Origin of the sequence: Pseudorhodoplanes sinuspersici, from assembly GCF_002119765.1 — a bacterium.
In the GTDB taxonomy this organism is placed as follows: domain Bacteria; phylum Pseudomonadota; class Alphaproteobacteria; order Rhizobiales; family Xanthobacteraceae; genus Pseudorhodoplanes; species Pseudorhodoplanes sinuspersici.
Genome location: NZ_CP021112.1, coordinates 4,496,559 through 4,510,857 on the forward strand (window position 1 = coordinate 4,496,559; position 14,299 = coordinate 4,510,857).

The window sequence follows — 14,299 nt, forward strand, 5'->3', positions numbered from 1 at the left end:
GCGTGGGTTAAGGATGAACCGGTTAATCCCAAGCTTAGTCATGATAGGGCTCTTGACCCGACGCCACACAAAAATGAGGATGCCGGAAGCAGGGATTTTTGAGTCATGTTGGTTCAGGCGAATCCCCATAAGTCAGCGCACGTCATTGTCGTTGGAAATGAAAAGGGCGGGTCGGGGAAATCCACGACAGCCATTCATGTCGCGATCGCGCTCTTAAGGGCAGGGCAGAAAGTTGCGACCGTCGACCTCGACTCGCGCCAGAAGAGCCTGACCCGTTACGTCGAAAACCGCAGGCTCTGGGCACGACGTGAAAAGCTGCCGCTCGATATCCCGCTGCATTTCTGCGTCGCGCGCAGCGAAGGCGTTCGCAACGACGAGAACGAGCACGCCGAATTCACAGTTTTCGCCGAAACCGTTGCCGCGGTTGAGCACAGCCATGATTTTGTGGTGATCGATACGCCGGGTTCGGACAGCTATCTGATGCGTCTTGCGCATGCGATGGCCGATACCCTAATCACTCCGTTGAATGACAGTTTTGTCGATTTCGATGTGCTGGGCACCGTCGATCCGCAAACCTATGCGCTGACCGGAACCAGCCATTATTCGGAGATGGTCCGCGAAGCTCGCCGCCAGCGTCGCAAGGTCGATCAGGACGCGGCTGACTGGATCGTGGTGCGTAATCGTCTGTCGACGCTCGGGTCCCGCAACAAGCGGCTGCTGTCGGAGGGCCTGCGCCAGCTCGGATTGCAGCTCGGCTTCCGTGCCGCTGACGGCTTTTCGGAGCGGGTGGTCTACCGCGAGTTTTTTCCGCGCGGGCTGACAGCCCTCGACGATATCAACGAGTCGACGCTTGGAACCCGGCCAAACATGTCCCATGTCACCGCCCGGCAGGAAGTGCAGGGTCTTCTGGCCGCGCTCAAGCTGCCGATCGACGAAAAGGGCCGCCGCCGGGCCGCCGCCCGGGCAGAGTGGTTCAATTCGGCCAACAAGCCGCTCGAGGTTCAAGACATCCTCGACTGAGGCCTAAGTGTCGCGCCGAAGTTGCGCGCGGCAGGGGCGATAACGACCTATATAAATCCGGAGGAGTCGAACGGATTCCAACAAAGGACCGCATGGGCAACGATCGTTCTGACGCCAAGGTCACGAAAACGGGTGCGGGCAAGCCGGTTGCCTCGCGCGCCGAAATTGATTCCTTCCTCGCCAAGGTCGCGACGATGACCCCGACGGTTGCTGCGGGCCAGCGCGGGCGGCTGGTTTTCGCGCTCGACGCCACCATGAGCCGCCAACCGACCTGGGACGCCGCCTGCAGCCTGCAGGCCGATATGTTTCAGGAGGCGGCATCCATCGGTGGCCTCGATGTGCAACTTGTCTATTTCCGTGGGTTGGACGAATGCCGAGCTTCGGGTTGGGTCGCCCATCCGGAACGACTTGGCACGCTGATGGAAAAGATCGACTGCCGGGGTGGACATACCCAGATCGGCAAGGTGCTGGGCCATGTCCGCCGTGAATCCGAAAAGCGCAAGGTTCAGGCGTTGGTCTATGTCGGCGATGCGATGGAAGAATCTGTCGACGACCTTTGCGCGGCCGCTGGTGAGCTGGGGCTGCTTGGTGTACCCGCTTTCATGTTTCAGGAAGGCCACGACAGCATCGCCGAGAATGCCTATCGCGAAATTGCCCGTCTCAGCCGAGGAGCCTACAGCCGCTTTGCACCGGGTGCGGCACGGGAGCTTGCGGAATTGCTGCGCGCGGCCGCTGCCTATGCGGCGGGTGGTATGAAGGCGCTGGCCGATCTCTCGCGCAAGCAGGGCGGCGCACAAAAATTGCTGCGCCAGATGAGCTGAGTGTCGATGGCTCCGCTTCTTCTCGGCATTGCGGTTCTGCTCGTCCTGATCTGGGCGATGTATGGATTTGCGCGCATCGATGTGAAGGTGCTCGCTCCCGTGCTGCGCAAGGCCGGTGGCTATGCCGCACTGGCAGGGGCGGTGTTTCTGACGGCGCGCGGCCAATTCGGACTGGCGCTGCCATTGGGTTTCGCAGCGTTGACGATGCTGGGCTGGCTGCCGGGTACTGCGAGCCTCGGCAAGCGCACAAACAAGAGCGCCGGTCAGATTTCTCGTGTGCGTTCGGCCTTTCTGGAAATGGAACTCGATCACGATACCGGTGCAATGCGCGGCCGTATTCTCGCCGGCCGCATGGAAGGCGTTACACTTGACGCACTCGACGTACCGGCGATGGTATCGCTGCTGCCGGAAATCGATGAGGAAAGCCGCGCCTTACTGATGGCGTATCTTGACCGCCGCGATCCCGCTTGGCGTGAGAACGCGGATGCGGGTGCGGCAGCGGGGCCTGCTCACGTCGACCGTGGAAAAATGACGGAAGAGGAGGCTTATCAGGTCCTTGGCGTTAAGCCGGGGGCGAGCGCTGCGGATATCGGCCGCGCGCATCGGGCGCTGATGAAGAAACTGCATCCCGACCAGGGAGGGTCGACTTACCTCGCGGCGCGAGTCAACGAGGCCAAAGACCTTCTTTTGCGACGACATCGCTAACACCCCACACGCAACGACGCTACAAATGCTACAGAGACTTTAGTTTTTGGACGTCAGTTCTTGACCGCGAAACACGCGATCTGATTTTTCTTCAACTGACGGCACGCCTGTTCGGCAGCGCTTTCACGCAATCCGGCAAACCGTGCCCGGTAGTAACGCTTATCGCCTTTTTCAAAAATTTCGGTAAACGGCTCGGCGTCCTTCAGCAGGCTTGTCTTGTTTTTCGCGTCAGCGAGTTTTTCCTTCGCTTCGCTTGCATCTTCAAAAGCGCCGACCTGAATGATCCAGCCGCTCCGCTTTTTGGTTTCGCTGACTGTTGGTGTCTCAGCTTTGGCGGTTTGAACCGGAGCTGCGGCTTCAACGCGTGCAGCAGGAACCGGCATTGGCGTCACTGAAGCCGTGACGGTGCGGGGCATCTCATCGCGAGACGCGAGATCTCTTGATGACAAAACTCCTAGGACGCCGGGCCGCGCACCAGGCGGTGCTGGCGGCAGGGCATCGGAAATGGTTTCAGTCCGTGCCGGTTCACCATTCGATGTTCGCGTTGCGATCGGTTCCGGCGCAAGTAGCGACATCGGTGCTGATGCGGTCCTGACCGGGCCTGCTTTGACCGACAATGTCTTAACCAGCCGCGGCCTGATCGGTTCGGTCGAGCCCGGTGTCGGCTGTTCAGATTGGGAAGCGGATTTTGTCGGCACGTTCGCCGCAGCCGATGCGACGCGAACTGGACGTTCCACAGGGCGTTCAGCTTGCGCGGGAGCCGCTGCAGGCTGGGGCGCAGGAACTGGCTGCGCGGCTGGACCTGGGGAACCAATCGGTGTTGGGAAGGCCACGCTGGCGTCGGCAACTTCAACGATCTTCGGCGCTGTGCGCTTCACCGCGGCGAGCGAGATTTTCTGCTCGATCAGGCTGCGCATCTTCGCATCGCGCGCACCGCCCGAAGCGCCGCCGAGGACGACTGCAACAAGCCGGCGATCGCCACGCTGCACCGCACTGACGAGATTGAATCCTGACGCATTGGTGTAGCCGGTCTTGATCCCGGTCACGCCCTGAACGCGTCCGAGCAGCCGGTTGTGGTTGGCCATGCGGACGCCGCGATAGGCAAAGGACTCGGTCGCGAAGTAACGATAATAACGCGGAAAACGATCCTGGATGGCGAGACCGAGTAAGGCTTGGTCGCGGGCTGTCGTCACCTGATCCGAATTCGGCAGGCCGGAGGCATTCTTGTAGACCGTGCGCGTCATCCGCAGTGCGCGCGCCTTGCGGGTCATGAGGACGGCAAACTGATCTTCCGAGCCGGCTAGCGCTTCGGCAACCACAACAGCGGCGTCATTGGCCGATTTCGTCACCAGCGCCTTGATGGCGTCTTCGACCATCAGCGTTTGTCCAGGACGCAAGCCGAGTTTGGTCGGCGCCTGAGCGCTGGCATGGGCCGACACTTCCATCTGGCTATCGAGCCTGATCTTGCCAGCTTCAAGCCGCTCGAAAAGGAGATAGAGCGTCATGATTTTGGTGAGCGACGCTGGATGACGCTGCGCGTCGGGATTGGTCGAATGAAGGACGTCGCCGGTGTTGGCGTCGACGACGATGTCGGCATAGCGAGGGCTGTAGGATTGGCTGACTGCAGCGCGCTTTGAAAAAGATTTGCGTTTGCTGCGCGCGTCGGCAGATGCCGTCAGCGAAACAAATGCAAAAGCCGATACAAAAACGACAACGCTACAACGTAGGCCAAACGAGGCCTTGGTCGATACGCGAAACATGGTCAACCTGCGTCCCCGTTCGCTAGGTCATGATGACTTTGGATCGGTTCGATCCAAAGTCATCATGATCGCTTCATTACGTTGGAGCATGATGCGGGCCGAAACCCGCTTCGCACTTTCGGCATCATGCTCCAGGCGCCCTCACGCCCGATGGCCTTCCCCAAAGGCGGATCTCCAGCCGCCAATCCGGAGGACCCGAACCGGCTCCTAAACCACAGTCAATCAAGGTATGAGCGTGGCATTGCTAAAAAGTTAATAAAAACTGAGGCTTAGATTTTGTACGCAGGCGCAATAAAACATCTTGCAAATTTGTGCAATGCAACATATTTATGACACGCGGCGGTCGCGGGACGGCCGAAAGACGGACATTTCAGTCGCGGCTTTGCGGCCGGAGCAAAGGGCAGAGACATGATCAATACGTTTGACGTGAAGTCCTTCGAAGAATTCCAGAAATTCGGCAAGGACAGTGTGGACGCTTCGATGAAGGCATTCGGTGCCGTGTCCAAGAGCGCGCAGGCGATCGCTGTTGAGAGCGTCGATTACTCGAAGCGCGCTTTCGAAGACGGCACTGCGGCGATGGAAAAGCTGTTCGGCGCCAAGTCGCTCGAATCGGCAATCGAGATTCAGCAGAGCTATCTGAAGAGCGCCTATGAAGGCTTTGTCGCTCAGGCGACCAAGATGAGCGAACTTTACAATGATTTCGCGAAGGAAGCCTACAAGCCTTACGAAGGCTATGTCGCGAAGATGACGCCAGCGAAGTAATCGCTGCAGTTGTCACGAGACGACAAAGCCCGGCATTTCAGCCGGGCTTTTTTGTTTTCCTTGGGATAGTCACTTCGCGATTCTGAGTTGCGACAGTTCTGTCCCGATCTGTTTGAAAACATCATTCAGCGCCGTACCGCTCGTCACCATCCAGAACTTGTCGGGCGAGCTCGCGCAGTTCTGCAGTAATGTCGACGTCGGGCCATTTTCCGTGTTGACGTGCACGGTATAGATCGTCATTCCGGCGGCCTTCACATTGGCGCACGTGCCCACCGTGGCGGACTCGTACATGCGCTTGTCCACCGACGTACTGGTGCTGGAGCCGTTGCCGTACCAGCGGTCGAGGGTGTTCAAGCCATCCGACATCAGCACGATCACCTCATTGTAGGTGAAGTTCTGATCCTTGGCCGGAGGGGTCGGGAAGGGACCGCCGCCGACCAGCGACTGCCAGCCATGGACCAATCCGATCGGCTGATTGGTGGCGCCGTCTGGATAGAGTCCGTCGATCGTGGACTTCATCGCAGTCCAATTGTAGCTCAGTGCCATCACCTGCGGTGAGCAATAGGCGTTCTGTTCTGCCGGGAACAGCGAGGCGGGAGTGCCGGTGCTGGGTGCCGTTACCTTGCGGTCATAATCATTGCTCGGCCCACTGGAGGTGCCGCGATCGGTGACGCAACCATTCCAGGTGCTGTGTGCCGGCGTTGCATATGGAACCCCACTATTGAGGGTGAGCGCGGGCGTGTAGGTCGCATTCGTATTTGTTGGGCGCCAGGTATGCTCGTAATAGTTGGGCTTCGTCTGGCAGGTCTTGCTGGAGCCGTTGCCTGAACACGTGCAGATATTGGTGTTAGTGGTGGAGCAGGCGCAGTTACTTCCCACGCATTTCGTCCAGGTATTGTAGCAGCCGTTGTAGATGATACCTATTTTTCTAGATATCTTGTTTCCACCGTCGCGACCGGGACATATCAGCCCGCTGGAATTTCCGCTCGAGGGAATGTTCGACACGTTCGTGGTGCCCTGAGCCGCCGAGACACAGCCAAAACCTTGAGCGTAAGAAGTGAACGGGCATCCGGATCCGGCGCTTGTCGTATACCAAGTGTTCTGGTCCGGCTTCGCGCCCCCCGCCGTCGGATTCAAGATGTCGGGTTCGGCTTCCCAATCGGTCCAGCCAACCCAGTTTGCATTGTAATTGCTCGCGCCGACATTGACGTTCTTGCTGAACGGGACGATCGAAACATAGACGTCGCCGTTGTTCGAGGCGGCCGATTGTAATTGCGTCAGCAGGTTTTTCGCCGCCGTCTTCAACGCGGGCATCTTGCCGGCACTGTTCATCGAGCCGGTGGTATCGAGAACCAGCGCGACTCTCAGTTTGGTGTTACCCCATTTGATCGTCGACTCGTCCGCGATGTTCATCTGCGTGACGCCGAGAATGCTGGCGATTGTCGTGTCGATGCTCGCATCCCCATGCAGGCTGAGCTCGCCGCCCGATGCATTATTGTAGGTCGATGTCACCGTCAGACCTTTCAAATCGGTCTGCTTCAAATTCGCCTGAACATAAGCGAGCGCCTTTTGGTCAAGTTCGCTCTGCGAGAGCGAGGACACTTCGCGCGAGAGCATGAGTGCGGCCGCATCAAGGGCACCCTGAAGCGATGTCTTCGCCGAATTGTAGCGGCTGTAATCGATTGCCACGCCGACCAGGCCGACGATCGGGATAATGGCCAGCCCGAATATCATGGCGACATTGCCGCGCTGGCACTGTTTGAGCTCCGTCAGCTTGCGCGAAAACCATGTGGCAATCCGAAGGGTCGTCATGACGGGGTCAGGCCTGTTTGTTTATCGTTTGCCTGACCGGTAAACGGTTCCTCTGAAAGGGCTGTAAAATGCTGCGAAGAAAAATAGTTACAAATCGTAAACGAATTCGCTCAAGTGTTATTTGCGGCCGGACGAGAAATTGCCGGCTTATGGGCAATCGCGACAAATACCGATATGGGCCGAGAGCTGATCCGCATTCTCGTGCGTTCAGGATGATATGCCGTCGCCGGCTACCGCAAACTGCATCGCGCTTGATGTTCGCATCCTTAACGTTTGGTACGCCTTTCGACTTCGTGGCGCTTTAGGGCAGTCTGCCATTGCCTCCGCGGCGCCCATGACCCCGATGAGCGGCATGAGCACACGCGCAAAGAAGATTGCGACACGCCTTCGCTTGGCCGGCGAAAAATCCGCAACGCCGCGCCGCCCGCAGGGTGGTCTCGTAAAAAGCCGTTGTCCCGCTCATTTGCATATTCACGGAAATCCGGGGTGCGAAACTGGATGACAAGTGTCAAGCCACGGGTCGCTTACCTTCGAGCGGTTCCAACCGAGGGAAATTCGTTGCAACGCGATGAAGGAGGCGTCGGCAAGGCGCGTTTCATTCAAAGGATCGGGTTTACGGCACGTTAGCTAGGCCCAGTCAGCCTTGTCCTTTGCCGGGGAGAAATTCCGGATTTCGATTCGCGGAGCGGGCTCCGCCTCTCGAAAATCCGCCCAAGGTGCCTCTGTGGTGAGGAATTCGGGACCCGCCGCCGTGAATTGTCCGCATTTTCGCGGATCATTGACATTCGCGGCTGTGAGCGTCGTCCGGCGCTGTATGCGTCAAGCCATTTGCCGGCCTTGCCTTTTTGCCCACGACGCATATGTGGCCCGGTCTGGCACAGCGCTTGCTCCGCGATTATGATGTGGCCAACCTGTTCCTATATATCGCGAACACCGCTCACGACCTTCGAATGCCCGAAAGTGCCATGCTTCTAGTTCGATCGACGGCCCTCCCTGCATCCTCGCGTTTCGCGCCACGGATGGCGGATGACGACCGCAAGAAGCGCCAGGATCCGGGCGGACCAGGCACTTCGGTCATTACCAAGACCAAGCCGCAGACCAAGCGGCCGAGCATGTACCGGGTGTTGCTGCTGAATGACGACTACACGCCGATGGAATTCGTGGTTCACGTTTTGGAACGGTTCTTCAACAAGGACCGGGAGGCGGCGACCCAGATCATGCTGCATGTCCATCATCACGGAATTGGCGAGTGCGGCATCTACACCTACGAGGTCGCCGAAACAAAAGTGACACAGGTCATGGACTTTGCCCGCAAACATCACCATCCTTTGCAATGTGTGATGGAGAAAAAGTAGCCTTGGAGAGAGCGTCGTCGGGGAGAGAACGGACTGAAGGGCCGGGGGCGGCCATCAACGAGACCTGTTAGGGATATCGAATGCCAAGTTTCTCGCGCAGCCTTGAACAATCGCTTCACCGGGCACTCGCGCTCGCCAATGAGCGGCATCACGAATACGCGACATTGGAACACCTGCTGCTGGCGCTGCTGGATGACTCCGATGCCGCGGCCGTGATGCGCGCCTGCAATGTCGATCTCGACAAGCTGCGCCGCTCGCTGACGGCCTATCTGGAAGCGGAACTCGAGAACCTGATTACCGACGGCGGTGAGGATTCAAAGCCGACCGCCGGGTTCCAGCGCGTCATCCAGCGCGCCGTCATCCATGTCCAGTCCTCCGGCCGCGAGGAGGTGACCGGTGCCAATGTGCTGGTTGCGATCTTCGCCGAGCGTGAGAGCCATGCAGCGTATTTCCTGCAGGAACAGGATATGACGCGCTACGACGCCGTGAATTACATCAGCCACGGCATTGCCAAGCGCCCGGGTCTGACCGAGTCGCGCCCGGTCCGGGGTGCTGACGAGGATACCGACGCCAAGGGCGGCGACGAGTCGAAGAAGAAGGGCGACGCCCTAGAGGCTTACTGCGTCAACCTCAACAAGAAGGCGAAAGAGGGCAAGATCGATCCGCTGATTGGCCGCGATGCCGAGATCAGCCGCACGATCCAGGTCTTGTGCCGCCGCCAAAAGAACAATCCGCTCTTCGTTGGCGATGCCGGCGTCGGCAAGACCGCGATTGCGGAAGGCCTGGCGCGTCGTATCGTCCACGGCGAAGTCCCTGACGTGCTGAAGAATTCGACGGTCTTCTCGCTTGACATGGGCACCTTGCTGGCCGGAACCCGCTATCGCGGCGACTTTGAAGAGCGCCTGAAACAGGTGATCAAGGAGATCGAGGCCACCCCCGGCGCGATCATGTTCATCGACGAGATCCACACGGTCATCGGCGCCGGTGCAACTTCCGGTGGCGCAATGGATGCGTCTAACCTGTTGAAGCCCGCTTTGGCCTCCGGGTCGCTGCGTTGCATCGGCTCGACCACCTACAAGGAATATCGCCAGTATTTCGAGAAGGACCGGGCGCTGGTTCGCCGGTTCCAGAAGATCGACGTCAACGAGCCGTCGGTGCCGGATGCGATCGAAATCCTCAAAGGTCTGAAGCCGTATTTCGAAGAATACCACAAGCTGAAATACACCAACGATGCCATCAAGGCAGCGGTGGAACTGTCGGCCCGCTACATCCACGACCGCAAGCTGCCGGACAAGGCGATCGACGTGATCGACGAGTCCGGTGCGGCGCAGATGTTGCTGCCGGATTCCAAGCGCAAGAAGACCATCGGCATCAAGGAAGTGGAGACCACCATCGCGACGATGGCACGGATCCCGCCAAAGACCGTGTCGAAGGATGATGCCGCAGTGCTGCAGCATCTCGAGCACACGCTGAAGACGGTGGTCTATGGTCAGGACAAGGCCGTGGAATCGCTGTCGGCTTCGATCAAGTTGGCGCGTGCTGGCCTGCGCGAACCGGAAAAGCCGATTGGCTGCTATCTGTTCTCAGGCCCGACCGGCGTCGGCAAGACCGAAGTCGCAAAGCAGCTTGCGGCCTCTCTCGGGGTCGAACTGATCCGCTTCGACATGTCGGAATATATGGAACGCCACACCGTCTCACGGTTGATCGGCGCGCCTCCCGGCTATGTCGGCTTCGATCAGGGAGGCCTGCTCACCGATGGCGTCGACCAGCATCCGCATTGCGTGTTGCTGCTTGATGAGATCGAGAAGGCGCATCCGGATCTGTTCAACGTGCTGTTGCAGATCATGGATCACGGCAAGCTTACCGACCACAATGGCAAGCAGGTCAGCTTCCGCAACGTGATCCTGATCATGACCACGAATGCTGGCGCAGCCGATCTCGCCAAGGGCACCTATGGCTTCACCCGCAACAAACGGGAGGGCGATGATGTCGAGGCGATCAACCGGCTCTTTGCACCGGAATTCCGCAATCGTCTCGATGCCACCATCACCTTCGCGCATCTGTCGCAGGACGTCATCTCGAAGGTTGTCGAGAAATTCGTGCTGCAGCTTGAGGCTCAGCTCGCCGACCGCAATGTTACGATCGAATTGTCGGACGAGGCGTCGCGCTGGCTGATCGCAAACGGTTACGATGAACTCATGGGTGCGCGGCCGATGGCCCGCGTGATCCAGGAAAACATCAAGAAACCGCTTGCCGACGAGGTGCTGTTCGGCAAGCTCAAGGACGGCGGCCATGTCAAGGTGGTCGTGGTGAAGAACGAAGCGGGCCGGGATGCGCTCGGTTTCGAGTATGTCGAAGGCCCGGTTACGCCGAAGCCGGAGAAGCTGCCGGCCGCCGGCGCAAAGCCGAAGCGCAAACCGCCGCAGCGTAAGCCCAAGCCGCCGTCAGGCTCGGGCGGCAAAGGCGGCCCCGGTGGCACCGATCCATCTGGCCGCGGCTCGGTGCCGAAGGTCCCCTTGGTGAAGGTGTGATCGCTTCAATCCAATCTTTTCAGAAGGCCGGGCCAACACCCGGCCTTCTTTTTTTGCCCCGGCTTGCGATAGGTCAATGTTGTGGGCAGGCGCGGTCTGCAGCCTGATTAAGTGGAAGCGGGCGCCATTCGCCGCTCAGATCAGGCAGGAAGCCACGTCATGGCCAGAATTGTTGGTGCGATCGCGACATCGCACACCCCGACCATCGGCTTTGCCTATGATCGCAACAAGCAGGACGATCCGGTTTGGGCACCGATCTTCGAGGCTTACAAGCCGATCCAGCGCTGGATTGCCGAAAAGAAGCCGGACGTGCTGTTCATCATCTACAACGACCACGTAACGTCATTTTTCTTCGATCACTATTCGGCGTTTACGCTCGGGATCGACGACAGCTATGCGGTTGCCGATGAGGGCGGCGGCGCCCGCGCCCTGCCACCCGTGAAGGGTCACGCGCCGCTGTCGCACCATATCGGCATGGCGCTGATGGCTGACGAATTCGATATGTCATTCTTTCAGGATCGGGCACTCGATCACGGTTGTTTCTCGCCATTGTCGATGATGTGCCCGCACACGCCGCAATGGCCGGTCTCGATTGTGCCGCTGCAGGTCGGTGTATTGCAATTTCCGATTCCGTCGGCGTTGCGGTGCTGGAAGCTCGGCCAGTCGCTGCGCCGTGCCATCGAGAGCTACCCGGAGGATATTTCGGTTGCGATCGTTGCGACGGGTGGGCTTTCGCATCAGGTGCATGGCGAGCGCTGCGGTTTCAACAATACCGCTTGGGACGCGCAGTTTCTCGATCTGATCGAGCGCGACCCGGTCAAGCTCACCGAGCTGACCCACGCTGATTACGCGCGTCTCGGCGGCATCGAGGGCGCGGAGGTCATCATGTGGCTTGTCATGCGCGGTGCGCTATCCGCCAATATCCGCAAGATCCATCAGACTTATTACCTGCCCTCGGTCACCGGCATTGCGACGGCCATTTACGAAAACGAAGCCATCGAATCGATGGCGGACACCGACGCAAGATATCTCGACCATATCGGTCGCCAGCTTCAGGGTGTGGAGCAACTGCCCGGAACCTATCCGTTCACGCATGCCCGCTCGCTGAAGGGCTATCGGCTTAACAAGTTTCTGCATCGTCTGGTCGAGCCGGCGCATCGCGCCCATTTCCTCGCCGAGCCGGAAGCAGCTTTCAGTGAGGCGAAGCTCAGCGAGGAAGAGCGCGGCATGGTGCGGCGGCGCGACTGGCGGGCGATGATCCAGTATGGCGTGAGCTTCTTCATGCTGGAAAAGCTGGCCGCGGTCACCGGCTCTTCCAATCTCCATATCTATGCGGGGATGCGCGGGCAGACGCTGGAGGATTTCATGAAGACCCGCAATGCACCCGGCGCGCTCTATTCGGTCGCCGGCAAGGATGCGAAACAATTCGCCTGGGACAAGGAGAAGGCGCCCGCCTGATCCTTGTCGGCGCGGCCATTGGCATCAGGCCTTGGCCGGCATCGCTGCATCGTCGAGTTCGGTTGCCCGGATATGCGCCGGACGATGTTCGAGTTTCTTCCAATAGGCTTCGAAAGCCGGCCGCTTCTCGATCGTGCCGAATTGCATGCCCCAGGCGATATGTGAGCCTACATAGACGTCGGCGGCGCTGAAGGTATTGCCGGCGATGAAGGGGTTCGCTGAAACGGCATATTCCAGCGTGTCGAGGGTCATGTTGTAATTGCCGTATCCCATCATCGCCTGCCTTTCGGCGGGTGGCTCGAAGCCGAGCGCGCGATTGCTGGCCGCATATTCCAGCGGGCCGGAGGCAAAGAACAGCCAACGGTAATAATCGCCACGCTCAGGCAGCGGCGGGGCGAGCTTGGCATGCGGGAAAACGTCGGCGAGATAAGCGCAGACCGCCGCGCATTCGGTGACGATCGTACCGTTGTGCTTGATCGCCGGAACCTTGCCCATGGGGTTGATCGCCAGATAGTCCGGCGACTTCATCACGCCGAAATCCAGCATCTCGGTGCGATAGGGAATACCCACTTCTTCCAGCATCCAGCGGGCAATACGCCCCCGCGACATGGGATTGGAATACAAAACCAGTTCGTCAGCCACGCGACACCTCCCTGAAGACAATTAAGAACATAACAAGAACATTTATATTCTGTCATCAGGAAAGTGTTAGCGGCTTTCTGTGGCGAACCGGAGAAGCCACAAGCGGAATGAGAGCGTTTTCGAGCGAAGTGGGCACCGGTTCGCGTAAAGAAAACGCGCCAAAACAAAAAACTAGAGCCCGGCTTTGATTCCATCAAAGCCGGAGCGACCTTACGCAGCCTGCCGTTTCCACAGCGGGAAGGGGTCGGGGAGGCTCTTCCACTGTTCAATCGCCATGGCCTTGTCGGATGACGGCACGAGGCATTCATCCAGTCGCCGGATCAGGTCCGCCTCATCCATACCGGTGCCGATGAAGACCAGCTCCTGGCGGCGATCGCCGTAATCGTCAGCCCAATAACTTTTCAGCATCTCGCGCCACTGCGCATCTTTCGGCCAATGCTGCAGCGGGATCGCGCTCCACCAGAAGCCGCTTCCGCCTGTCCGCGTGATCGTGCCGGCCTGACTGAGTTCGCCGACCCAGTCCGGCCGCGTCGCCAGCCAGAAATGACCTTTGCTGCGAATGACGCCGGGCCATTCCGACTGGATGAACTGGTGAAACCGTTGGGGATGGAAAGGGCGTCGTGCGCGATAGACGAAGCTCCGGATACCGTATTCCTCCGTCTCTGGCTTATGATCGGCAAATTCGTACAATTCCTTGAACCAGATCGGGTGCCGCTGCGCTTTTTCGAAATCGAAGCGGCCGGTATTCAGCACACGGTCGAGCGGCACCTGGGCGAAATTCGCCTCAACGATATCGGCATCGGGGTTGAGCGCACGGACGATCTTGTGCGCGGCGTCGCGTTTCTGCGGCGTTGCATCGGCGAGCTTGTTCAGCACCACGACATCGGCAAATTCGATCTGCTCGACCAGGAGATCGACAATCGTGCGATTGTCGTCGTCGCCAAGTGACTCGCCACGCAGACGCAGAAAATCCTTTGACGAATAATCGTTGAGGAGATTGGCGGCGTCGACCATCGTGACCATAGTATCGAGGCGTGCGACATCCGAAAGGCTTTCGCCGTCTTCATCGCGAAAATCGAATGTCGCAGCCACCGGCAACGGTTCGGAAATGCCGGTGGATTCGATGACGAGATAATCGAAACGCCCGGCTTGTGCGAGCGAGCGCACTTCCTTCAGCAAATCGTCACGCAGCGTGCAGCAGATGCAGCCATTGGTCATCTCGACCAGCTGCTCATCCGTCCTCGACAGGTTCGCACCGCCATCGCGGATCAGGTCCGCGTCGATGTTCACTTCGCTCATGTCGTTCACAATCACCGCAACCCGCATTCCCTGCCGGTTGTTGAGAATGTGATTCATCAGGGTCGTTTTGCCCGCGCCCAGAAAGCCGGAAAGAACGGTGACGGGAAGTTTTTGCATGTCTGATGCCGAACAGG

At 59.0% G+C, this 14,299-nt stretch carries 11 protein-coding genes; 7 read left to right on the forward strand and 4 right to left on the reverse strand.

The genetic code is table 11. From position 1 onward, the window contains the following. Positions 1 to 105 precede the first annotated feature (105 nt). From CAK95_RS21920 to CAK95_RS21930, 3 genes are all read left to right on the forward strand, one after another. Positions 106 to 1,020 (forward strand): division plane positioning ATPase MipZ, encoded by a 915-nt coding sequence (locus CAK95_RS21920; RefSeq protein ID WP_086089851.1) that lies wholly within the window; start codon positions 106 to 108, stop codon positions 1,018 to 1,020. A gap of 92 nt (positions 1,021 to 1,112) precedes the next feature. Continuing rightward, entirely contained in the window at positions 1,113 to 1,841 is a 729-nt protein-coding gene (locus tag CAK95_RS21925) for a vWA domain-containing protein (protein WP_086089852.1), read from the forward strand. 6 nt (positions 1,842 to 1,847) lie between these two features. Next, a complete protein-coding gene (locus CAK95_RS21930; RefSeq protein WP_086089853.1) occupies positions 1,848 to 2,546 on the forward strand; it encodes a DnaJ domain-containing protein in 699 nt (232 codons plus the stop codon). A 53-nt stretch (positions 2,547 to 2,599) separates the two neighbouring features. On the opposite strand, the gene CAK95_RS21935 is transcribed toward CAK95_RS21930, so the two are convergent. Further along, positions 2,600 to 4,306, reverse strand: a complete 1,707-nt coding sequence (locus CAK95_RS21935) for a serine hydrolase (protein WP_086089854.1) — start codon at positions 4,304 to 4,306, stop codon at positions 2,600 to 2,602. A 408-nt stretch (positions 4,307 to 4,714) separates the two neighbouring features. Here CAK95_RS21935 and CAK95_RS21940 point away from each other — a divergent pair, with 408 nt between their 5' ends. After that, entirely contained in the window at positions 4,715 to 5,068 is a 354-nt protein-coding gene (locus CAK95_RS21940) for a phasin family protein (RefSeq protein ID WP_086089855.1), read from the forward strand. 69 nt (positions 5,069 to 5,137) lie between these two features. Here CAK95_RS21940 and CAK95_RS21945 read toward each other — a convergent pair whose 3' ends face one another. Next, the gene (locus tag CAK95_RS21945; protein ID WP_086089856.1) at positions 5,138 to 6,880 is read right to left on the reverse strand and encodes a TadE/TadG family type IV pilus assembly protein; all 1,743 of its coding nucleotides are present in this window, start codon (positions 6,878 to 6,880) and stop codon (positions 5,138 to 5,140) included. Positions 6,881 to 7,899: 1,019 nt separating this feature from the next. Here CAK95_RS21945 and clpS point away from each other — a divergent pair. From clpS to CAK95_RS21960, 3 genes are all read left to right on the forward strand, one after another. Beyond that, positions 7,900 to 8,235 (forward strand): ATP-dependent Clp protease adapter ClpS, encoded by a 336-nt coding sequence (gene clpS, locus CAK95_RS21950; protein WP_245303895.1) that lies wholly within the window; start codon positions 7,900 to 7,902, stop codon positions 8,233 to 8,235. 80 nt (positions 8,236 to 8,315) lie between these two features. Then, complete coding sequence (gene clpA / locus CAK95_RS21955) at positions 8,316 to 10,766, forward strand: ATP-dependent Clp protease ATP-binding subunit ClpA (protein WP_086089857.1); 2,451 nt, start codon at positions 8,316 to 8,318, stop codon at positions 10,764 to 10,766. A 159-nt stretch (positions 10,767 to 10,925) separates the two neighbouring features. Then, on the forward strand, positions 10,926 to 12,224 hold the full coding sequence (locus CAK95_RS21960; RefSeq protein ID WP_086089858.1) for a gallate dioxygenase: 1,299 nt from the start codon (positions 10,926 to 10,928) through the stop codon (positions 12,222 to 12,224). Positions 12,225 to 12,248: 24 nt separating this feature from the next. Here CAK95_RS21960 and CAK95_RS21965 read toward each other — a convergent pair whose 3' ends face one another. Further along, on the reverse strand, positions 12,249 to 12,866 hold the full coding sequence (locus CAK95_RS21965; RefSeq protein ID WP_086089859.1) for a glutathione S-transferase family protein: 618 nt from the start codon (positions 12,864 to 12,866) through the stop codon (positions 12,249 to 12,251). A gap of 210 nt (positions 12,867 to 13,076) precedes the next feature. Beyond that, a complete protein-coding gene (gene zigA / locus CAK95_RS21970) occupies positions 13,077 to 14,282 on the reverse strand; it encodes a zinc metallochaperone GTPase ZigA (RefSeq protein WP_086089860.1) in 1,206 nt (401 codons plus the stop codon). Between the last annotated feature and the right edge of the window lie 17 nt (positions 14,283 to 14,299).

What these genes read in the sequence shown, in the direction of transcription:
- CAK95_RS21925 (WP_086089852.1), top strand. Translation starts at nt 1,113, where the DNA reads ATGGGCAACGATCGTTCTGACGCCAAGGTCACGAAAACGGGTGCGGGC.
- clpA (WP_086089857.1), top strand. Translation starts at nt 8,316, where the DNA reads ATGCCAAGTTTCTCGCGCAGCCTTGAACAATCGCTTCACCGGGCACTC.
- zigA (WP_086089860.1), bottom strand. Translation starts at nt 14,282, where the DNA reads ATGCAAAAACTTCCCGTCACCGTTCTTTCCGGCTTTCTGGGCGCGGGC.
- clpS (WP_245303895.1), top strand. Translation starts at nt 7,900, where the DNA reads ATGGCGGATGACGACCGCAAGAAGCGCCAGGATCCGGGCGGACCAGGC.
- CAK95_RS21945 (WP_086089856.1), bottom strand. Translation starts at nt 6,880, where the DNA reads ATGACGACCCTTCGGATTGCCACATGGTTTTCGCGCAAGCTGACGGAG.
- CAK95_RS21920 (WP_086089851.1), top strand. Translation starts at nt 106, where the DNA reads ATGTTGGTTCAGGCGAATCCCCATAAGTCAGCGCACGTCATTGTCGTT.
- CAK95_RS21960 (WP_086089858.1), top strand. Translation starts at nt 10,926, where the DNA reads ATGGCCAGAATTGTTGGTGCGATCGCGACATCGCACACCCCGACCATC.
- CAK95_RS21930 (WP_086089853.1), top strand. Translation starts at nt 1,848, where the DNA reads ATGGCTCCGCTTCTTCTCGGCATTGCGGTTCTGCTCGTCCTGATCTGG.
- CAK95_RS21940 (WP_086089855.1), top strand. Translation starts at nt 4,715, where the DNA reads ATGATCAATACGTTTGACGTGAAGTCCTTCGAAGAATTCCAGAAATTC.
- CAK95_RS21935 (WP_086089854.1), bottom strand. Translation starts at nt 4,306, where the DNA reads ATGTTTCGCGTATCGACCAAGGCCTCGTTTGGCCTACGTTGTAGCGTT.